This is a genomic window from Microbacterium sp. KHB019 (assembly GCF_037285405.1).
Lineage (GTDB): Bacteria > Actinomycetota > Actinomycetes > Actinomycetales > Microbacteriaceae > Microbacterium.
Genome location: NZ_JBBDHF010000001.1, coordinates 418,977 through 438,876 on the forward strand (window position 1 = coordinate 418,977; position 19,900 = coordinate 438,876).

The 19,900-nt window shown below is 68.4% G+C and carries 20 protein-coding genes; 18 read left to right on the plus strand and 2 right to left on the minus strand.

What is annotated here, in order from left to right:
* The first annotated feature begins 137 nt into the window (after window positions 1-137).
* Genes nirB through KHB019_RS02110 form a run of 5 tightly spaced genes read left to right on the plus strand, consistent with a single transcriptional unit; the run spans window position 138 to window position 6,090 of the window.
* Window positions 138-2,666 carry a nitrite reductase large subunit NirB gene (gene nirB / locus KHB019_RS02090; RefSeq protein ID WP_337458389.1) on the plus strand — a complete coding sequence of 843 codons (2,529 nt, stop codon included), beginning with the start codon at window positions 138-140 and terminating at the stop codon, window positions 2,664-2,666.
* Window positions 2,663-3,037 carry a nitrite reductase small subunit NirD gene (gene nirD, locus KHB019_RS02095; RefSeq protein ID WP_337457991.1) on the plus strand — a complete coding sequence of 125 codons (375 nt, stop codon included), beginning with the start codon at window positions 2,663-2,665 and terminating at the stop codon, window positions 3,035-3,037. Before nirB ends, nirD begins: the two co-directional genes overlap by 4 nt.
* 1 nt (window position 3,038) lies before the next feature.
* The gene (gene cobA, locus KHB019_RS02100; protein WP_337457992.1) at window positions 3,039-4,274 is read left to right on the plus strand and encodes a uroporphyrinogen-III C-methyltransferase; all 1,236 of its coding nucleotides are present in this window, start codon (window positions 3,039-3,041) and stop codon (window positions 4,272-4,274) included.
* Complete coding sequence (locus KHB019_RS02105) at window positions 4,271-5,404, plus strand: uroporphyrinogen-III synthase (RefSeq protein WP_337457993.1); 1,134 nt, start codon at window positions 4,271-4,273, stop codon at window positions 5,402-5,404. Before cobA ends, KHB019_RS02105 begins: the two co-directional genes overlap by 4 nt.
* Window positions 5,401-6,090, plus strand: coding sequence for a sirohydrochlorin chelatase (locus tag KHB019_RS02110; protein ID WP_325470665.1), 690 nt, complete (start codon window positions 5,401-5,403; stop codon window positions 6,088-6,090). The genes KHB019_RS02105 and KHB019_RS02110 overlap by 4 nt, the downstream gene beginning before the upstream one ends.
* A gap of 65 nt (window positions 6,091-6,155) precedes the next feature.
* On the opposite strand, the gene KHB019_RS02115 is transcribed toward KHB019_RS02110, so the two are convergent.
* Window positions 6,156-7,073 (minus strand): formate/nitrite transporter family protein, encoded by a 918-nt coding sequence (locus tag KHB019_RS02115; RefSeq protein ID WP_337457994.1) that lies wholly within the window; start codon window positions 7,071-7,073, stop codon window positions 6,156-6,158.
* Window positions 7,074-7,214: 141 nt separating this feature from the next.
* Complete coding sequence (locus KHB019_RS02120; protein WP_230103198.1) at window positions 7,215-7,502, minus strand: hypothetical protein; 288 nt, start codon at window positions 7,500-7,502, stop codon at window positions 7,215-7,217.
* Between the two features lie 86 nt (window positions 7,503-7,588).
* Here KHB019_RS02120 and KHB019_RS02125 point away from each other — a divergent pair, with 86 nt between their 5' ends.
* From KHB019_RS02125 to nusB, 13 genes are all read left to right on the plus strand, one after another.
* Window positions 7,589-8,920 (plus strand): replication-associated recombination protein A, encoded by a 1,332-nt coding sequence (locus KHB019_RS02125; protein WP_337457995.1) that lies wholly within the window; start codon window positions 7,589-7,591, stop codon window positions 8,918-8,920.
* A gap of 202 nt (window positions 8,921-9,122) precedes the next feature.
* On the plus strand, window positions 9,123-9,752 hold the full coding sequence (gene rpsD, locus KHB019_RS02130) for a 30S ribosomal protein S4 (protein ID WP_175986266.1): 630 nt from the start codon (window positions 9,123-9,125) through the stop codon (window positions 9,750-9,752).
* Between the two features lie 118 nt (window positions 9,753-9,870).
* A complete protein-coding gene (locus tag KHB019_RS02135; RefSeq protein WP_230103200.1) occupies window positions 9,871-10,062 on the plus strand; it encodes a hypothetical protein in 192 nt (63 codons plus the stop codon).
* Window positions 10,063-10,066: 4 nt separating this feature from the next.
* Window positions 10,067-12,727 carry an alanine--tRNA ligase gene (alaS, locus tag KHB019_RS02140; RefSeq protein ID WP_337457996.1) on the plus strand — a complete coding sequence of 887 codons (2,661 nt, stop codon included), beginning with the start codon at window positions 10,067-10,069 and terminating at the stop codon, window positions 12,725-12,727.
* Entirely contained in the window at window positions 12,724-13,197 is a 474-nt protein-coding gene (gene ruvX, locus KHB019_RS02145) for a Holliday junction resolvase RuvX (RefSeq protein WP_337457997.1), read from the plus strand. The genes alaS and ruvX overlap by 4 nt, the downstream gene beginning before the upstream one ends.
* Window positions 13,198-13,199: 2 nt before the next feature.
* Window positions 13,200-14,699, plus strand: a complete 1,500-nt coding sequence (gene mltG, locus KHB019_RS02150) for an endolytic transglycosylase MltG (RefSeq protein ID WP_337457998.1) — start codon at window positions 13,200-13,202, stop codon at window positions 14,697-14,699.
* Window positions 14,689-15,528 (plus strand): shikimate dehydrogenase, encoded by an 840-nt coding sequence (locus KHB019_RS02155; RefSeq protein ID WP_337457999.1) that lies wholly within the window; start codon window positions 14,689-14,691, stop codon window positions 15,526-15,528. Before mltG ends, KHB019_RS02155 begins: the two co-directional genes overlap by 11 nt.
* 63 nt (window positions 15,529-15,591) lie before the next feature.
* Window positions 15,592-16,821 (plus strand): chorismate synthase, encoded by a 1,230-nt coding sequence (aroC, locus tag KHB019_RS02160; protein ID WP_230103205.1) that lies wholly within the window; start codon window positions 15,592-15,594, stop codon window positions 16,819-16,821.
* The gene (locus tag KHB019_RS02165) at window positions 16,808-17,326 is read left to right on the plus strand and encodes a shikimate kinase (RefSeq protein ID WP_337458000.1); all 519 of its coding nucleotides are present in this window, start codon (window positions 16,808-16,810) and stop codon (window positions 17,324-17,326) included. Before aroC ends, KHB019_RS02165 begins: the two co-directional genes overlap by 14 nt.
* Window positions 17,323-18,411, plus strand: a complete 1,089-nt coding sequence (aroB, locus tag KHB019_RS02170; protein ID WP_230103207.1) for a 3-dehydroquinate synthase — start codon at window positions 17,323-17,325, stop codon at window positions 18,409-18,411. Before KHB019_RS02165 ends, aroB begins: the two co-directional genes overlap by 4 nt.
* A complete protein-coding gene (locus KHB019_RS02175; protein ID WP_230103208.1) occupies window positions 18,408-18,845 on the plus strand; it encodes a type II 3-dehydroquinate dehydratase in 438 nt (145 codons plus the stop codon). The genes aroB and KHB019_RS02175 overlap by 4 nt, the downstream gene beginning before the upstream one ends.
* A gap of 76 nt (window positions 18,846-18,921) precedes the next feature.
* Complete coding sequence (gene efp / locus KHB019_RS02180) at window positions 18,922-19,482, plus strand: elongation factor P (protein WP_230103209.1); 561 nt, start codon at window positions 18,922-18,924, stop codon at window positions 19,480-19,482.
* A gap of 3 nt (window positions 19,483-19,485) precedes the next feature.
* Window positions 19,486-19,896, plus strand: coding sequence for a transcription antitermination factor NusB (gene nusB / locus KHB019_RS02185; protein ID WP_230103210.1), 411 nt, complete (start codon window positions 19,486-19,488; stop codon window positions 19,894-19,896).
* The last annotated feature ends 4 nt before the right edge of the window (window positions 19,897-19,900 follow it).

Genomic DNA, 19,900 nt, shown 5'->3' on the forward strand with positions numbered 1-19,900 from the left:
TTTGTGAGCAGAACGTTCGATGCGCGTAACAGGTGCCGCACGGTCCGCGAAACATGACCTTCATAGTGTCTGGTCATCCCCGAACGACAGGAGACCCCGTGAACGTGAGCACCGAGATCGTCGTCGTGGGAGCGGGCATGGTCGCGCATCGGTTCGTGGAGAGCATGCTCAGCGTTTCTGATCCGAACGTCCGGATCACCGTGATCGGCGATGAGAGCCGGCTGCCGTACGACCGTGTAGGGCTCACCGGCTACTTCTCCGGAGCCACCCCGACCGAGCTCACGCTCGACGAGGGCGCGCTCGACGACGAGCGCGTGACCGTCATCACCGGAGACCGCGTGATGAGGATCGATCGAGAAGCCAGGACCATTACGTCTCGATCGCGGCGAGTGTTCCGATACGACGGACTCGTGCTCGCGACGGGCTCCTACGCGGCACGGGTCGCTGTGGACGGTGCCGATCTGCCCGGATGCTTCGTCTACCGCACCCTCGACGACGTGCAGGGGCTTCGCCGGTTCGTCGAGAACCGCTCGGCCGAGCTCGGTCGTCCGTTGCGCGGAGCAGTCATCGGCGGGGGCCTGCTCGGGCTGGAGGCCGCAGGGGCCCTGCAGAGCCTCGACGTCGACTGCACGGTGGTGCAGTCATCCGAACGTCTCATGTCGGCGCAGCTCGACGCAGCCGGTGGCGGGATGCTCCGCCGCCTGATCGAGGACCGGGGCATCGCGGTGCGGACGGAGTCGCGCACCACCCGCCTCGACCCCGACGCGTCTGGCAGCGTCGCAGCGCTGGAGTTCCAGGACGGCAGCATGCACCGCGCCGACGTCGTCGTCTTCACTGTGGGAGTACGCCCGCGCGACGAACTGGCCCGCGCGTCGCAGCTCGCCGTCGACCCGCGTGGCGGTGTGGTGATCGACGAACGGTGCCGGACCAGCGATCCGGCGATCCTCGCGATCGGAGAGGTCGCCAGCTTCGCCGGTCGCAGCGTCGGGCTCGTCGCACCCGGATATGCGATGGCGGAGGTCGCAGCGACTCGTCTCGGCGGCGGCGACGCGACGTTCGGCGGGTATGACGAGTCGGCCAAACTGAAGCTGTCCGGTGTCGACGTCGCGAGCTTCGGCGACGCGTTCGCCCGGACCCCCGGCGCCCTCGATGTCGTCTACGCGGACCCGGTGGCCGGGGTGTACAAGAAGCTCGTGCTGTCGGATGACGCGCAGACGCTGCTCGGCGGCATCCTCGTCGGCGACGCGTCTGCATACGGAGCGCTGCGCCCACTGGTCGGGGCGCGCCTCGGATCCGACCCCGCCGCCTACCTCCTGCCGGCAGGAGGGGTCGAAGCCCCGGGCGGTGATCTCCCCGACGAGGCCGTCGTCTGCTCCTGCTCGAACGTCACTGCCGGCCGCATCAGGCAGGCGGTCCACGATGAAGGGTGCGCGGACGCCGGCGCGGTGAAGGCGTGTACGCGAGCGGGCGCGACCTGCGGCTCGTGCGTGCTCATGGTCAAGAAGGTCGTCGGGAAGGAGCTCGCCTCCCTCGGCCGGACCGTGTCGAACGCGCTCTGCGAGCACTTCGACATGACCCGCAGGCAGCTGTTCGACGCGGTTCGCGTGTCGGAGCTCGGCACCTTCAGCGCGATCATCGAGCGCTTCGGGCGCGGGCGCGGCTGCGACGTCTGCAAACCGGCCCTGGCCAGCATCCTGTCGGTCCTGGTGGGAGCGCACGTCCTCGATGGCGAGAACGCGACGCTGCAGGACACCAATGATCACGTCATGGCGAACCTCCAGAAGGACGGCACCTACTCGGTCGTGCCGAGGATGCCCGGCGGCGAGGTCACCCCTGCCGGGCTCATGGTCATCGGGCAGGTCGCTGAGGACTTCGGCCTCTACACGAAGCTCACCGGAGGGCAGCGCATCGACATGTTCGGTGCACGCCTCGAACAGCTGCCGCTGATCTGGCAACGGCTCGTCGACGCCGGATTCGAGTCCGGGCATGCGTACGGCAAATCCCTGCGCACCGTGAAGTCCTGCGTCGGATCGACGTGGTGCCGGTTCGGCGTGCTGGACTCGGTCGGCATGGCCGTACGGCTCGAACTGCGCTACCGAGGCCTGCGGGCCCCGCACAAGCTGAAGATCGGAGTGTCAGGATGCGCTCGCGAATGCGCCGAAGCCCGTTCGAAGGACGTCGGCGTGATCGCGACAGAGACCGGCTGGAACATGTACGTCGGCGGCAACGGCGGCTTCACACCGCGTCATGCCGAGCTGCTGGCCTCCGGCCTGTCGGACGACGAGCTCATCTCGGCCATCGATCGCTTCTTCATGTATTACATCCGCACGGCCGACCGGCTGCAGCGCACAGCGCCGTGGTGCGAGGACCTCGAGGGCGGGCTGGACGGGCTGCGCGCGGTCATCTTCGACGACAGCCTCGGCATCTGCGACGACCTGGATGCGGCGACGAGCCGCCACGTCGACGACTACGAGGACGAATGGGCCGCCACCTTGCGGGATCCGGACAAGCTGGCCCGCTTCCATTCGTTCATCAACGCCGCCGACACACCCGATCCGTCGCTGTCCTACGTCGCCACCCGCGGGCAGGTGCGGCCGGCGACGGCCGAGGACCGGCAGGACGGGAGCGTACTCATCGCAGGAACCACGTTGGCGGTGCTGCGATGACCGGGATCGCCCTGGCCGTGACGTCGATCCGCGTGTGCAGCATCCGCGATCTCGAGGTCGAACGAGGCAGAGCGGCCCTCATCGGATCCGAGCAGGTCGCGCTGTTCCTGCTGCGCGACGGCACCGTGCACGCCGTATCGAACCACGACCCGTACAGCGGCGCCCATGTGATCTCCCGCGGCATCGTCGGCACGAAGGGCGATGCGCCGACCGTCGCGTCGCCGATGCACAAACAGGTGTTCGACCTCCGCACCGGCGTATGTCTGGACACGCAGGGCAAGCCGGACGCTCGTCTGACCGTGTGGCCGGTGCGGATCGACGGCGACGACGTACACCTGCAGCGGCCCGCATCCACCGGAGAGGTGGCGTGAGATGACGACCATCCTCGGAGTCTCGTTCACCGGGCGGCAGGTCGTGTTCGTCGGCGGGGGAGCGGTCGCCGCACGTCGGCTCGGGCGCTTCATCTCTGACGGCGCCCGCATCCGCATCATCGCACCGCTCCTCGCGCCGCAGACCAGCGCACTCGTGCTCGCGCACGAGATCGAATGGGTGGAGCGGGAGTTCGCCCCCGATGACGTCGCCGACGCCTGGGTCGTGCACACGGCCACAGGCGACGCCGTCACAGACAGGGCAGTGACAGCCGCTTGTGAGCATCACCGGGTGCTCTGCATCAATGCGTCGGACGGCGTTCATGGCAGTGCGCGGATGACGGCGCAGACCGGCTCGGGCGACGTGATCGTCGGCGTCGCCAGCGACGTGGGCGTGGATCCCAGACGCGCGGTCGCCGTGCGCGACGCGATCGACGCCATGCTCGTCGGAGGCCGCATCCCCGTCCGACGACGGCGTGCGGCGACCATGGGACGCGTCGACTTGATCGGCGGCGGCCCCGGACCGATCGATCTGATGACGGTGCGCGCACGTCGGTTGCTCGCCGAGGCGGACGTCGTGATCGCCGACCGACTCGGCCCGACCGCCGAGGTCCTCGCAGAGCTCGACCCCGATGTGCTCGTCATCGACGTCGGCAAGCGTCCCGATCATCACCCGGTGCCGCAGCAGCAGATCAACGCGCTCCTCGTCGAGCACGCGACGGCTGGGCGAAGGGTGGTGCGGCTCAAGGGAGGCGACCCGTTCGTGTACGGCCGCGGCGGCGAAGAGGTCATCGCGTGCCAGGCGGCAGGGATCCCCGTCGACGTGACCCCCGGTGCATCCAGCGCGATCTCGGTTCCGCAGGCCGCAGGCATCCCCGTCACTCACCGGGGAACGGCATCCGGGCTGCACGTCGTGAACGGACAGGGGGATGTGTCGGAGACGACGCTGCGAGCCCTGGCGGACCCTGAGGTGACGACCGTGATGCTGATGGGCGTATCCGCGCTGCCGAGGGTGGTGCGTGCCGCGCGCGACCACGGCATCGGCGACGATCTGCCGGTCGCCATCGTCGAGAACGGGCACACGCCGCAGCAGCGCACCACGAGAAGCACCCTGGGCTCCGTGGTCGAGGCGGCGGCGGATGTCGGCGTGCGCAACCCGGCCGTGATCGTCTTCGGCGCTGTGGCCCGCGCCGGGCTGCTCATGCCGAGCAGCATCCGATCGGGGGAGACCAGTCGGTGACCCAGCGCAGACTCCTCGACGCTGCGCTCACCGGCTGCACCATCGTGATCGCGGCGGATCGGCGCGCCGGAGATCTGGCGAACGCGCTCGAGCGGCGAGGAGCCAGTGTGTACCGGGCGCCGGCGCTGAGCATCATGCCGAACGCCGACGACGAAGAATTGATGCGGCGCACGCGAGAGCTGATCGCGAAGCCGCCGGACATCGTCGTCGTGACGACCGGCGTCGGCTTTCGCGGGTGGATGGATGCCGCGCACGAGAACGGGCTCGCCGAGGAGCTCTCAGAAGCCCTGAGCAGGACGTTGTTCGTGGCGCGGGGGCCGAAGGCGCACGGGGCGATCCAGCAGGCAGGGTTCGTCGCCGACTGGGTGGCAGAGTCCGAGACCGCCGCAGAAGTCGGGGAGTACCTGCTGACGACTGCTCTCGATGGCATGCGCGTCGCCGTGCAGCATCACGGGTCGGGCGCCGATGGACTGGATGCCCTGCTCTCGACCGCCGGAGCGGACGTGGTTCCGCTGACGGTATACCGCTGGGGGCCGCCCCCTGACCCGCGACTCGTGGAGCGATCCGTAGAGCAGGCAGCTGCCGGCGAGGTGGATGCGGTGGTGTTCACATCCGCGCCAGGAGCGTCGGAGTGGGTGCGCACGGCCGGCAGGCTCGGCGCCCTCGACGCGCTCCGCGAGCGCGCAGCCCGAGGGCGACTGCTGCTCGCCTCCGTCGGGCCGATCACCGCCTCGCCGCTCGAGAGCGCCGGGGTCAGGACCGTTCAAGCCGAACGAGGCAGGCTCGGTTCGCTTGCGCGCTGCGTCATCGCCTTCTTCGCCGTGGGCGGCGATGCGCCCGTCCTCCGCACCACGGCCGGGGTCGTCTCGATGCGCAGCGGGGGCGCCGTGATCGCCGGCGAGTTCGTCCCGCTCTCGAGGACGGCTGCCGGCGCGCTCGGTGCGCTCTTCGACGGGGGAGGGCGCGTGCTCTCCCGCGACGAGATCGCGGCATCCGTGCCCCGCGCCGGGCAGAACGCCCACGCGGTGGAGATGGCCGTCGCGCGGCTGCGCGAAGCACTGCGCGGATTCGAACTCGTGCAGACCGTCGTGAAACGGGGCTATCGCCTCGCTGTGGAGGAGCACGCTTGACGACTCTCATCGCCTGTTCGCACGGCACAGCAGATCGTGCTGGGCGTTCCGCCGTGCAGTCTCTGATCGATGACGTCCGGCGGCTGCTGCCTGACGTTCGGGTGGTGCACTCCGTGGTCGACGTCGAGCATCCGCAGATCGGCGACGTGCTGGCCGCCGAAGCGCTGCGCGACAACGTCATCGTCGTGCCCTTGCTGCTGTCGGTCGGATACCACACCGCCGTCGACATCTCGGTGGCCGTGGCCACGCACGCCAACGCCAGGCAGACACCGCCGCTCGGCGTCCACCCGCTCGTCACGGACGTGCTCGTCGACCGGCTCGCCGCCGCTGTTCCGCAGGGATGGCGACCGGGCGACCACGTCGTCCTGGCTGCTGCCGGCTCCAGCAACCCGGACGCGATGAGCGACGTCGAGACCGCCGCAGCACGCCTCCGGACCCGCATTCCGGTACCCGTCAGCGTCGGCTATGCCTCGACATCCACGCCTCGCATCGGCGACGCCGTCTGCGCGGCCCGCGCAGTCGGAGCGGTGCGGGTCATCGCGGCGAGCCATGTTCTCGCGCCCGGCTTCTTCGCCGGACTGGTCGGTCGAGCCGGCGCCGATGTCGTCACGGCGCCTCTCGCACCCGATGCGCGGATCGCCGCGGTCGTGGCTGAGCGCTTCCGCGCCGCGACCATCCGTTCCTGAACGCCGTCTCGGCGCGTGGAAAGGCCCGGTGAGCTACGGTCTCACCGGGCCTTCGCGATGTCCGATCAGCCGACGCTGATCGGTTCGCGCTCCACACCGCTGCCCGCGGCGGTCTCGACCTCGGCGATGGCCACTGGCGCCACCGGGGCCGAAGCGCTCGTCTTCGTGCTCTTGCGACGTGTGCGCCGTGCGGCAGGACGGCCGTAGGTGAAGTACAGAGGCAGGCCCACGAAGAGCAGGCCGCCGACCAGGTTGCCGATGACGGTCGGGATCTCGTTCCAGATCAGGTAGTCCATCAGGGTGAAGTCGGCGCCCAGCAGTAGGCCGGAGGGGAACAGGAACATGTTCACGATCGAGTGCTCGAAGCCCATGTAGAAGAACAGCATGATGGGCAGCCACATCGCGAGGATCTTGCCGACGACGTTGTCCGAGACCATCGACAGCACGACACCGGTCGAGACGAGCCAGTTGCAGAGCACGCCGCGGATGAACAGCGTCAGCATGCCGGCCGCTCCGTGGTCGGCGTATCCGACGGTGCGTCCGTGGCCGATCTCTCCGATCGCGTGGCCGACGGCACTGGGCTCGGTCGAGAACCCGTACGTGAAGTAGATCGCCATCAGGATCGCGATGAAGAAGGCACCGCCGAAGTTGCCGACGAACACGAGACCCCAATTGCGGAACATCGCGCCGACGGTCGCACCCGGACGCTTGTCGAGCACGGCCAGGGGACCGAGCGTGAAGACGCCGGTGAGCAGGTCGTAGCCGAACAGGTACAGGATCACGAAACCGACCGGGAACAGGACTGCACCGAGCAGCGGCTGCCCGGTGTTCGTCGAGATCGTCACGGCGAAGGCCGCGCCGAGGGTCAGGAATGCGGCTCCCATGAAGGATCGGATCAGAGTGTCGCGGGCGGACAGCTGGAGTTTGTAGGCGCCGGCGTCGACCATGCGGGTGACGAGTTCGGCTGGTTTGACGTAGGACACGGGCAACCTCCACGGACGTATCGGATGAGCACAGCTGCTGGGTTGGTTCCAGCGTTGCTCACGGGAGTTTCCGGGAGAGGCGCCCTGCGTTACGACTGCGGTGCGATTCGCTCACACCGGCCGACGGGTGATGTGAGATCGCTACGGCGTCGCGGAGCCGGTCGAGAACAGGTCGGCGAACGGGTTCTCCACCGGACCGGGGGTCGAGGTCTCAGTCGGCTCCGGCGCCGGGCCGGCGACCACGGCGTGAACGGATTGGCTCACGATCGCACCGACGACGATGAGCGCGCCGATGATCACGGCGGCGGTGTTGTCGCGCACGCGGCGGCTGATCTGGCCTTCGTGCCACGAGGTCCGTGCCGCGTACAGCCGCGCGCGCTCGCTCGACGCCTTCGTGCGCTGTGCGCTCTTCGATCCGCGAGCGGCCATGATGATCCTTCCCTCGGCGCTTCCTGCATGCGCCACAGGCGAGCCTACCGGCGAGCAGTGTCGGCGAAGCGCATTAGCCTGGACGGATGACATCCGCGCCGTTGCTCTCGGGACAGACGCCCCTGGCTGTGCGCATGCGTCCCGTCTCACTCGATGAGGTCGCCGGTCAGCAGCACCTGCTTCGTGCGGGGTCCCCGATCGTGGCGCTGGCAGATCCGGATGCCGCATCCCCTGGTGCCGTATCCATCATCCTGTGGGGGCCACCCGGCACAGGCAAGACCACGCTCGCGCAGGCCATCGCCCGATCATCAGGACGCCGTTTCGTCGAGCTGTCGGCCATCACCGCAGGTGTGAAGGACGTCCGCGAGGTGATGCAGGAGGCGATCAATCAGCGCGACCTGTACGGGCAGACGACCATCCTGTTCCTCGACGAGATCCACAGGTTCACGAAAGCTCAGCAGGACGCTCTGCTCCCCGGCGTCGAGAACGGCTGGGTCATTCTGATCGCCGCGACGACCGAGAACCCCTCGTTCTCGGTGATCTCCCCGCTGCTGTCACGGTCGCTGCTGCTGACGCTTCAGCCGTTGACCGACGAGGACATCGCCCTGCTCGTCGACCGCGCAGTCACCGACGCCCGCGGCCTGAACGGCGGGGTCGAGATCGAGGAAGCCGCGCGCGGCGCTCTGGTGCGTCTGGCATCCGGCGACGCGAGGCGTGCGCTCACCGGTCTCGAGGCGGCGGCCGCCGTCGCGGCCTCCAAGGCGGCCGACGACGACGCGGTTCCGTCGATCACCGACGACGACGTCGCGCAGGCCGTCGACCGCGCTCTGCTGCGATACGACCGCCAGGGCGACGAGCACTACGACGTGATCAGCGCGTTCATCAAGTCGATCCGCGGTTCTGATCCCGATGCAGCCCTGCACTACCTCGCCCGCATGATCGAGGCCGGGGAGGACCCGCGGTTCATCGCCCGCCGTCTCGTGATCTCCGCGTCCGAGGACATCGGGCTCGCCGACCCCCAGGGGCTCGTAATCGCCACGGCGGCGGCCGACGCCGTCGCCTTCATCGGTATGCCGGAGGGGAGGATCCCGCTCGCCGAGGCGACGGTGTATCTGGCGACCACGGCGAAGTCGAACGCCGCCTACGCCGGCATCAACGCAGCGATCGCCGACGTGCGCGCCGGCAGCTTCGGCCGGGTGCCGCCGCATCTGCGCGACGCGCACTACGCCGGCGCGAAGCGACTCGGGCATGGCAAGGGCTACGTGTTCCCTCATGACAACGAGCACGGCATCGTGCCGCAGCAGTACCTCCCCGATGAGCTCGAAGGTCGGCGGTACTACCAGCCGAAGAACCTCGGAGCCGAGCGCGACGTGTCTGCACGACTCGAGCGCATCCGCCGTATCCTCGACGGTCGCTGACCCTTCGACCCGCTCGACCGAGCTCAGGAATCGGTGCGATGACCGGTCTGTTAGACTTGAGCGGCTCGAAACACAGTTTTCGGGCATCTCTTCGTTCACACCCCACCTTCTGCGCGCCCCGGCGTGCGCGCATCAGGCAGAGCGAGGGAGATACGTCCGTGAGACGTGAAAGACACGTCCACGTCATCGGAAGGAATACTTCGTGGTCACGAAGTCCCAGGACCGCCGCAAGGTCCGTCTGTCCCGCGCCCTCGGCGTGGCACTCACCCCGAAGGCCGCCCGCTACCTCGAGAAGCGTCCCTACGCTCCGGGTGAGCACGGCCGCACCAAGCGCAAGGCTGACAGCGACTACGCCGTCCGCCTCCGCGAGAAGCAGCGTCTGCGCGAGCAGTACGGCATCCGCGAGAAGCAGCTGCGCATCGCGTTCAACGAGGCACGCCGCGTCGACGGCCTGACCGGTGAGAACCTGGTCGAGCTGCTCGAGATGCGTCTGGACGCCCTCGTGCTCCGTTCGGGCTTCGCCCGCACCACCGCACAGGCCCGCCAGATGGTCGTGCACCGTCACATCATGGTCGACGGCCAGCTCGTCGACCGCCCGTCCTTCCGCGTGAAGCCGGGTCAGCTCATCCACGTCAAGCCCCGCAGCGAGGGCACCGAGCCCTTCCAGGTGGCAGCAGCCGGCGGTCACGCCGAGGTCCTGCCTCCCGTTCCCGGCTACCTCGAGGTCGAGCTCGACAAGCTGCAGGCACGCCTGGTTCGTCGTCCGAAGCGCGCCGAGGTCCCCGTGACCTGTGAAGTGCAGCTCGTCGTCGAGTACTACGCGGCTCGCTGATACAGCGTCCAGGACAAGAGGCGTCGGGTTCATCCCGGCGCCTCTCGTCGTACCCCTGGCCGTTTCCGCCTACGATGGAAAGACCGCGCTCTGCGGGCCCAATCGCAAGGATGACGACATGAAGAATGTGCTGTGGTTCCTGATCGGCGTGATCGGCGGATTCGTCGCCGCCCACTTCATGAACAAGGACCCTCGCGGCCACGATCTCCTGGCTGACGTGGATGCGCGCATCAACGAGTTCACCGCGATCCTGGGCGATGCGTACCGCGACCAGGAAGCCCGGCTCTTCTCAGACAAGGACACGCAGTAACCCCATGAAAACCGCGGAGATCGCGCAGCGTTACCTCAACTACTTCGAGAAGAACGACCACCTCGTCGTTCCCTCGGCATCCCTGGTCAGCGACGATCCGTCGCTGCTGTTCACGGTCGCCGGCATGGTGCCGATGATCCCGTACCTGACCGGAGTCGTTCCTGCGCCGCATCCGCGGATCGCCGATGTCCAGAAGTGCATCCGCACCAACGACATCGAGGAAGTGGGCCGCACCGCCCGTCATGGCACCTTCTTCCAGATGCTGGGCAACTGGTCCTTCGGCGACTACTTCAAGGAAGGCGCGATCCGCTACGCGTGGGAGCTGCTGACCTCGTCCGAGTCCGACGGCGGTCTCGGCTTCGACGAGAAGGATCTCTGGGTCACCGTCTATGAGACCGACGACGAGGCCGAAGCGATCTGGCGCGACATCATCGGGTTGAAGCCCGAGCGGATCCAGCGGCTCGGCCGGGCCGACAACTACTGGAACACCGGACAGCCGGGTCCCGGCGGCCCTGATTCGGAGATCTTCTTCGACCGCGGGCCCGCGCACGGCAAGGACGGCGGACCCGCGGTCGACGACACGAGGTTCCTGGAGATCTGGAACCTCGTGTTCATGCAGGACTTCATCGAGAACATCCGCGGAAAGACCGAGTTCGACATCGTCGGCGAACTGCCGATGAAGAACATCGACACCGGCATGGGGCTCGAGCGCGTCGCATTCCTCAAGCAGGGCGTCGAGAACATGTACGAGACCGACCAGGTGCGTCCGGTTCTCGACCGCGCGATCGAGCTCTCCGGTCGTCGTTACGGTGCCGCCCACGAGGACGATGTCCGTTTCCGGGTCATCGCCGACCACGTGCGCTCCTCGCTCATGCTGCTCTCCGATGGCGTCCGGCCGTCGAACGAGGGGCGCGGGTACATCCTTCGCCGCCTCATGCGGCGCACCGTCCGGGCGATGCGCCTGCTCGGCGTCGATGAGCCGTCCTTCCCCGAGCTGTTCTCCGCATCGCGCGATGCGATGAAGGCGACCTACCCGGAGCTGGAGACGGAGTGGTCGGTGCTGTCTTCGGCTGCCTTCGCCGAGGAGGAGACCTTCCGTCGCACGCTCGCACAGGGCTCGACGATCCTCGACCTCGCGCTGGACCAGACCAAGAGCGCCGGGGGGAGCACGCTCAGCGGCCCCGAGGCGTTCCTGCTCCACGACACGTACGGGTTCCCGATCGATCTGACCCTCGAAGTGGCTGAGGAAGCGGGTCTGTCCGTGGATCGCTCGGCCTTCGACGCGCTCATGCAGGAGCAGCGTCAGCGCGCCAAGGAGGACGCCCGCAACCGCAAGCGCCAGCTCGCCGACGTCTCGGTGTACCGGGACTTCCGCGCCCTCGGCGAGACCGCCTTCGCCGGGTACACCGATCTCGAGACGGAGTCGCGTGTTCTGGGCATCCTCGTGGACGGTCAGCCGGCCACGTCCGCGACCGAGGGCCAGGTCGCTGAGATCGTGCTCGCCGAGACGACCCTGTACGCCGAGTCCGGCGGACAGGTCGCCGACAAGGGCACGATCGTCGGCCCCGGCTACGAGCTGGAGGTCCTGGACGTCCAGAAGCCGGTGCCCGGCCTCATCAGCCACACCGTGCAGGTGAGCACGGGAACAGTGGCGATCGACGACCGTGCGACGACCGTCGTGGATGCAGCGAACCGTCGCGCAGCCCGTCAGGCGCACTCCGCGACCCATCTGGTGCACGCCGCACTACGGGACACACTCGGAACCGGTGCGACCCAGGCCGGGTCGCTCAACCGCGCCGGCTACATGCGATTCGACTTCTCCTGGTCGCAGCCGCTGTCGACCGACACGCGCACGGAGATCGAGGAGATCACCAACCGCGCCGTGCAGGACGCCCTTGAGGTGACCACGCGCATCGTCTCGCTCGATGAGGCGAAGGAAGCGGGCGCCATGGCGCTTTTCGGCGAGAAGTACGGCGATGTCGTGCGCATGGTCGACATCGGCGGCCCGTGGTCGCGTGAGCTCTGTGCAGGCACCCACGTCACCTCCAGCGCCGAGATCGGTCTGGTGAGCGTCGTCGGTGAGTCATCGGTCGGCGCATCCAACCGCCGGATCGAGGCGCTCGTCGGTCAGGACGCGTTCCGCGAGCTCGCGGCAGAGCGGGCGATCGTCTCGCAGCTCACTTCGGCTCTGAAGACGCCGCGCGAGCAGCTTCCGGATCGCATCGCAGAGATCGCTGCGAACCTGAAGAGCGCCGAGAAGCGCATCGCTCAATTCGAGGCGAAGGAGCGCGAGGGTCGGGTTCCGGCGATCGCCGAAGCTGCCGAACGCATCGGCGCCTTCCGCGTCGCTGCGGTCTCCGTCGGCGAGGTCGCGTCGGGCGATGACGTGCGCGGTCTGGCGCTCAGCGTTCGCGAGCGCCTCGGCTCGGACCCGGCGGTCGTCGCCCTCGGCGGAATCGTCGGCGGCAGGCCTGTTGTCGTCGTCGCCACCAACGACGCAGCCCGTGCGGCCGGCGCGAAGGCCGGCGTGCTCGCGAAGCGCGCCGCCGGTGTGCTCGGCGGCGGCGGTGGTGGACGCGATGACGTCGCCCAGGGCGGTGGAACGGATGCTGCGGCCCTGCCCGCTGCGTTCGACGCGATCACGACCGACCTGCGGACCGCGTGACCGGGTTCCGTCGCGGCGTGCGACTCGGCGTCGACGTCGGCAAGGCCCGCGTCGGCGTCGCTCGTTGCGACCCGGACGGGATGCTCGCCGTCCCCGTGGAGACCGTGCCGCGTTCGGATGTCTCGCTCACGCGTCTTGCGGAGATCGCCGCCGAGTACGAGCCGCTCGAGTTCGTCGTCGGTCTGCCTGTGAACATGCAGGGGGAGGACACGCCGTCGACCTCGGACGCGAGGGAATTCGCAGCGGCGCTGCAGCGCCTCACCTCGGTGCCGGTGCGTCTGGTCGATGAACGGCTGAGCACGGTCTCTGCGCACGCGGCGCTGAGATCATCGGGGAGAACTCAGCGGAATTCTCGTAGCATTGTCGATCAGGTCGCCGCTGTGGTTCTGCTGCAGCACGCGATCGACACGGAGAAGAGCACCGGCAACCCGGCCGGGTCCGTGGTGCCCCCGACCGAGGAGCCCTTCTGAGCATGCCCGAACGCGAGAACCCAGAGCCGAGTTCGCACAGTCTGTCCGACGACCTGTTCGCGAAGCTCCCAGAGCCGTCGCACCGTGCTCCGGCGTCAGACTCCACTCCGCCCGTCCCCGGTTCGCGCCGTGCCCGGCGAGAGGCGGCGCAGACCGGCCAGCAGGCCGGCTCGTTCACACCGAAGACGGGCGGCGACCCCGAACCCGCTCCAGAGCAGACAGCGGCTCAGCAACCCACAGGTGAATCGACGGCGACCACGGCCGGCCCTGAGACTTCTGCCGCTGAGACCCCTGCTCCTGAGACCGCTGCCGTTGAGCCCTCGACCTCCGCAGCCGTGCCGGGCGCCGCGACGCTGGACGATCTGTTCGAGGCGGACCACACCGAAGTCGGACACACCAAGAAGGCGAAGAAGAAGCGTCGCACCGGATGCCTGGTAGCGCTGGCGATCGTGCTGGCGATCCTGGGCGGCCTCACTGCCGGCGGGTTCTGGGCCTGGAACACCTACGGCGACAAGATCAGCGACGTGATGGGCTGGGGCCCGCCCGCGGACTGGGAGCCCGGCATCGCCACCGGTGAGGTCTTCGTGACGATCCGCGACGGCGACACCGGCGGCCCAGTGTCCACCGCGCTCTACGAAGCGGGCGTGACCCGAACCGAGGACGTGTTCTACGACTATCTGGTCGACGAGAACATCGCGGTCACCTTCTATCCCGGCGTGTACAAGCTGCAGGAGAAGATGACGGCCGAGGCCGCGCTCACGGCGATCCAGGATCCGGCGAGCAAGGCTGAGAACACGGCGTCCGTGCCGGAGGGATCGACGCTGGAATACTTCCTGCCGACCATGGCGGAGAGCCTCGGCATCCCGATCGAGGACTTCCAGGCCGCCGTCAAGGACCCGAGCGCATACGGCGTGGAAGCCGACAGCCTCGAGGGCTGGCTGTTCCCCGCTGTCTACACGTTCGACCCCGAGGTCACGGCGAAGGACGTGATTCAGCGCATGGTCGATCGCACGCGTGAGTCCCTCGCAGCGGCCGGCGTGCCGGAGGGCGACGAGCAGCGTGTCCTGACGATCGCATCCATCATCCAGCGCGAGGGTCACACCGAAGACTTCCCCAAGGTCTCCCGCGTCATCGTGAACCGGCTCCAGCCGGGCAACGACGAGACGCACGGTCTGCTGCAGATGGACTCCACCGCGCAGTACGGGGTCGGGGAGCTCCACGCCGGCTCCGCCGGTTCCTCGGAGAAGGCTCTCACCGATCCGAACCCGTGGAACACCTACATCCACCCCGGACTGCCGAAGGGTCCGATCGCCACCGCGAGCGACGCCGCGATCGATGCGGCCATGCACCCGGCTGACGGACCGTGGTTCTACTTCGTCACGGTGAATCTGAACACGGGTGAGACGGTGTTCTCGGCGACGTACGCGGAGCAGACCCAGGCCGAGAAAAAACTCCACGAGTGGTGCCAGGCCAATCCTGACTCCGGCTGCTATGCCGGCTGATCGGACGCGTCCGCCGGCGACGGCGATGCGTTTCGCGGTGTGGGGCGACCCGATCGAGCACTCGAAGTCCCCGCAGCTGCACGAGGCCGCGTATCGCGCCCTGGGACTCGACTGGCAGTACGACCGGCGTCAGGTGGCGGCGGCAGGTTTCGGGGACGCGCTGGCGGGCCTCGACGACACGTGGCGCGGGCTCTCGCTCACCATGCCGCTCAAGGAGCAGGGGTACCTGGCCGCTGTTACGCGCGACCGGCATGCCGAACTGACCGGGGCGGTGAACACCCTGCTGCTGGGCGACGCTTCCACCGGCTTCAACACCGATGTCGGCGGCATCATCGACGCCCTCGCCGAGCAGGGGATCACGCGGCCTCGCTCCGTGCGGATCCTCGGCGCGGGCGCGACAGCGGCGTCCGCGCTGGTCGCCGCGAGCGAGATCGGCGGAGCGGACATCGACATCCGTGCGCGGCGCCCTGAGCGTTCGGCGCCGCTCGTCGAGCTGGGTAGCCGCCTGGGCATCCGGGTCACCGCGAACACGTTCGACGCTCCCGCGACGCCTGTCGACCTCACGATCGCCACGCTCCCGAGCGGGACGGTTCTCGATGAATCAGTCTCCGAGGAGCTCGCGACCCACGGGGGCGCGCTCTTCGACGTGGCCTACGCGCCGTGGCCCTCGGCACTCGGCGCGGTGTGGACCGCCGCCCCCGTGATCTCCGGCCTCGGGATGCTGCTGCACCAGGCGCTCCGGCAGGTGCGCGTGTTCCTGCACGGGGACCCCGCCGTGGAGCTGCCGGAGGAACAGCGCGTCCTCGCGGCCATGCGCGACGCTCTCTGACGCGCCGACCGCACGCCCGACACACGGGCGAAGCAGTGCGCCGAGACATGGGAGACTGGAGCAATGCTCCGCGTGCTCACCGCCGGCGAATCGCACGGCCCCGAACTCATCGCCGTCATGGAGGGTCTGCCCTCCGGCGTCCCGATCTCCTCCGAGGCGATCCAGGCCGACCTCGCGCGTCGCAAGCTCGGCTATGGCCGAGGCTCGCGCATGAAGTTCGAGCAGGATGAGCTCACGATCTCCGGCGGAGTCCGCCACGGCAGGACCCTCGGCAGCCCGATCGCCCTGCGCATCGGCAACACCGAGTGGCCGAAGTGGATCGAGGTCATGAACCCCGAGCCGACCGAGATCACCGACAAGTCGCGCGGACGCTCGGCGCCGCTGACGCGCCCCCGCCCCGGTCACGCCGATCTCGTCGGCATGCAGAAGTACGACTTCGACGAGGCCCGTCCGATCCTCGAGCGAGCCAGTGCCCGCGAGACGGCAGCACGAGTCGCTCTCGGCGCTGTCGCGCGCGCGTTCCTCAGCGAGCTCGGCATCCGCCTCGTCAGCCACACGCTCTCGATCGGCCCCGTGCAGGTGCCGGAGGGCCGCCCAGTCCCGAACCCGGACGACGTGGATGCGCTGGACGCCGATCCGCTGCGCTGCTTCGACGCCGAGACCTCAGCCCGCATGGTCGACGAGGTCGACGCCGCGCGCAAGGACGGCGACACGCTCGGCGGCATCGTCGAGGTACTGGCCTACGGGCTCCCACCAGGACTCGGTTCGCACGTGCACTGGGATCGCCGGCTCGACGGTCGCCTGGCGCAGGCGCTCATGAGCATCCAGGCGATCAAGGGCGTCGAGGTCGGCGACGGCTTCGAGACGACCCGTCGACGCGGCTCCGCAGCCCACGACGAACTCTTCGTCGCCGACGACGGCATCACCCGCGCATCGGACCGCGCCGGAGGTACGGAGGGCGGCATGTCCACCGGCACCGTCCTGCGCGTGCGCGCCGGCATGAAGCCCATCGCGACCGTGCCGCACTCGCTGCGGACGATCGACGTCGCGACAGGCGACGCTGCGACCGCACACCACCAGCGTTCCGACATCAGCGCCGTTCCCGCCGCCGGCGTCGTCGCCGAGGCAATGGTCGCCATCGAGCTGGCGAACGCCGTGCTCGAGAAGTTCGGCGGCGACAGCGTTCGCGAGACCAGGCGCAACCTCGAAGGATACCTGGCGGCGATCCCCGCCGAGCTCCGCACGGCTCCCGCCTCCGAGGCGGCTCTGATCGCCCACGATGAGCAGTCCTGAGCTGCTGACACTCGTGCTCGTCGGTCCGATGGGCGCGGGCAAGACCAGCGTCGGACGCCGAGTCGCGAAGAAGCTCGGCGTCGGGTTCATCGACACCGATCGGCGCATAGTCGCCGCACACGGACCGATCCCCGAGATCTTCGCCGTGCGCGGTGAGGACGGCTTCCGGGCGCTCGAGACAGAAGCCGCGGCGACCGCGTTGTCCGAAGGCGGCGTGATCTCACTCGGCGGGGGCGCGGTGACGTCGTATTCCACGCGACAGCTGCTGCGACAGCATCCTGTCGTGTTCCTGACAGTCAGCCCCGAGGCGGTCGCGCACAGGATCGGCGGCGGCGGAAGACCCATGCTCGCCGGCGATGAGGATCCGGTGACCCGGTGGAAAGAGATCTACGAACAGCGCCGCGGCTGGTACGAAGAAATCGCAGACGCGACTTTCGACACTTCTCGACGGCCGATGCAGCGCATCGCCGAGGAGATCGCGGCATGGAGGAGAGAGCAGGCATGAGCACCACCACGATCAGCGTGAGCGGCCAGGCGTCGTACGACATCACGGTCGGCCGGGGCATCCTCGACCAGGCCTCAGCGGTCCTCGACCCCGGGGTGCGCAAGGTCCTCGTCGTGCATCCGCCTACGCTCGCCGCTCGGGCAGCTGAGTTCCGCGACAGGCTGCTCGCCGATGACGCGAACGGACAGCGCGAAGTGCTGCTGGCCGAGGTGCCGGACGCCGAGCAGGGCAAGCGCATCGAGGTCGCCGCCTTCTGCTGGCAGATCATGGGGCAGTCCGACTTCACCCGCACGGACGCCGTGATCGGCTACGGCGGGGGAGCGGTCACCGATCTCGCCGGATTCGTCGCGGCGACGTGGTTGCGCGGAGTCCAGGTCGTCCAGGTGCCGACGACTGTTCTCGGTCTGGTCGATGCATCAGTGGGCGGCAAGACCGGCGTCAACACCGCCGAGGGAAAGAACCTCGTCGGTGCGTTCTGGGCGCCGCGTGCCGTGATCGGCGATCTCGACGAGCTCGGCAGTCTCAGCGCCCATGAGGCCACCGCCGGCTACGCCGAGGTCGTCAAGGCCGGCTTCATCTGGGCTCCCGAGATCCTCGACATCATCGAAGCGGACCCGGCGCGCGCGGTCGACACGTCGACGGACGAGTTCCGTCGCACCGTCGAGCTCGCGATCGACATGAAGGCGAACGTCGTCTCGGAGGACTTCCGCGAGGCGGGGCAGCGCGAGATCCTCAACTACGGCCACACCCTCGGTCACGCGATCGAGCACGCCGAGCGCTACCGCTGGCGACACGGTGCCGCGATCTCGATCGGCATGATGTACGCGGCCGAGCTGTCGCGACTGGCCGGCCGTTTGTCCGACGCGGCAGTCGATCGCCACCGTTCGATCCTCGAGTCCCTTGGCCTGCCCACGACGTATCGGGCCGGCGCCTGGTCGACGCTGCTCGCCTCGATGCAGCGTGACAAGAAGACACGCGGCGGGATGCTGCGGTTCATCGTCCTCGACGACATCGCCAAGCCCACCGTCCTGCAGGCGCCGGATGAGTCCTTGTTGTTCGCCGCGTATCAGGAGGTCGGCGCATGACTCGTCGTCTGCTGCTCGTCAACGGCCCGAACCTGAATCTGCTCGGCGTCCGCGACCCCGCCGTCTACGGCACATCGACCCTGGCCGATGTGGAGCGGATCGCCACGGATGCCGCGGCCGAGGCCGGCTTCGAGGTGCGCAGCATCCAGTCGAACCACGAGGGCGTGCTGATCGATGCGATCCACGCGGCGCGTGAGGACTGCGTCGGCGTGATCATCAACCCCGGTGGGCTCACGCACACCTCGGTCGCCCTGCGCGACGCGCTCACCGGAATCAGCCTGCCGTTCGCCGAGGTGCACATCTCAGACGTGAACAACCGCGAGGAGTTCCGCCGGTTCTCCTACCTGCACGACGTCGCCGCCGTGCGGATCATCGGGGAGGGCGTCGACGGCTACGCGACGGCTGTCGCACGGCTTGCCGCCCTGATCCCGTAGAATCGACTGTCGGCCGACCTGAGCCTGCTCGAAGGGTCGATCGCCCGCATACTCAACGGAAACGGAACTTTCGCGCATGGCATCCACCGCAGACATCAAGAACGGCGTCGTCCTCAGCATTGACGGACAGCTCTGGAACGTCATCGAATTCCAGCACGTCAAGCCCGGCAAGGGCGGTGCGTTCGTGCGCACCAAGCTGAAGAACGTGGTCTCGGGCAAGACCGTCGATCGCACGTACAACGCCGGTGCCAAGATCGAGATCGAGAACGTCGACCGTCGCGATTTCACCTACCTCTACGCGGACGGCGACGGGTTCGTGTTCATGGACGCCACGGACTACGACCAGATCACCGTCGGCGCCGCCACCGTCGGCGACGCCAAGAACTTCCTGCTCGAGAACCAGCAGGTCACGATCGCGCTGAACAACGGCAACCCGCTGTACATCGATCTGCCGGCATCCGTCATCCTCGAGGTGACGTACACCGAGCCCGGTCTGCAGGGCGACCGCTCGTCCGCAGGCACGAAGCCGGCGACCGTCGAGACCGGCTACGAGATGCAGGTGCCGCTCTTCGTCGAGACCGGCACGAAGATCAAGGTCGACACCCGCACCGGCGACTACCTCGGTCGCGAGAAGTAAGGCGTGGGCGCCCGTACCAAGGCGCGCAAGCGCGCGCTCGACATCCTCTTCTCCGCTGACGTCCGCGGAGACGACATCGCGGTGACCCTCGCAGCGGAGGCCAAGCGCGCCGCCAGCGAACCGGCACGCGAAGCCTCTTGGCTCTACGCACGCGAGATCGTGGACGGCATCCTGGACCACAGCGATGACATCGACGAGAGCATCGTGACGCACAGCCGTGATTGGAAGCTCGAGCGGATGCCGACGGTCGACCGGGCGCTGCTGCGCATCGGAGTATGGGAGATCCTGTACAACGAGGCGGTTCCCACGGCTGTGGCGATCGATGAGGCTGTCGAGCTCGCCAAGGAGTTCTCCACGGACGACTCCGGCGCGTTCGTGCACGGCGTGCTCGCCCGGGTGGCCCGCGCCAGCTGACTCT

Coding starts and splice junctions, on each gene's coding strand:
- KHB019_RS02135 (WP_230103200.1), top strand. CDS start 9,871: ATGAAGAATGTGCTGTGGTTCCTGATCGGCGTGATCGGCGGATTCGTC.
- KHB019_RS02165 (WP_337458000.1), top strand. CDS start 16,808: ATGAGCAGTCCTGAGCTGCTGACACTCGTGCTCGTCGGTCCGATGGGC.
- efp (WP_230103209.1), top strand. CDS start 18,922: ATGGCATCCACCGCAGACATCAAGAACGGCGTCGTCCTCAGCATTGAC.
- nirD (WP_337457991.1), top strand. CDS start 2,663: ATGACCGGGATCGCCCTGGCCGTGACGTCGATCCGCGTGTGCAGCATC.
- KHB019_RS02155 (WP_337457999.1), top strand. CDS start 14,689: ATGCCGGCTGATCGGACGCGTCCGCCGGCGACGGCGATGCGTTTCGCG.
- alaS (WP_337457996.1), top strand. CDS start 10,067: ATGAAAACCGCGGAGATCGCGCAGCGTTACCTCAACTACTTCGAGAAG.
- KHB019_RS02175 (WP_230103208.1), top strand. CDS start 18,408: ATGACTCGTCGTCTGCTGCTCGTCAACGGCCCGAACCTGAATCTGCTC.
- cobA (WP_337457992.1), top strand. CDS start 3,039: ATGACGACCATCCTCGGAGTCTCGTTCACCGGGCGGCAGGTCGTGTTC.
- KHB019_RS02125 (WP_337457995.1), top strand. CDS start 7,589: ATGACATCCGCGCCGTTGCTCTCGGGACAGACGCCCCTGGCTGTGCGC.
- KHB019_RS02120 (WP_230103198.1), bottom strand. CDS start 7,502: ATGGCCGCTCGCGGATCGAAGAGCGCACAGCGCACGAAGGCGTCGAGC.
- aroC (WP_230103205.1), top strand. CDS start 15,592: ATGCTCCGCGTGCTCACCGCCGGCGAATCGCACGGCCCCGAACTCATC.
- aroB (WP_230103207.1), top strand. CDS start 17,323: ATGAGCACCACCACGATCAGCGTGAGCGGCCAGGCGTCGTACGACATC.
- mltG (WP_337457998.1), top strand. CDS start 13,200: ATGCCCGAACGCGAGAACCCAGAGCCGAGTTCGCACAGTCTGTCCGAC.
- nirB (WP_337458389.1), top strand. CDS start 138: ATGGTCGCGCATCGGTTCGTGGAGAGCATGCTCAGCGTTTCTGATCCG.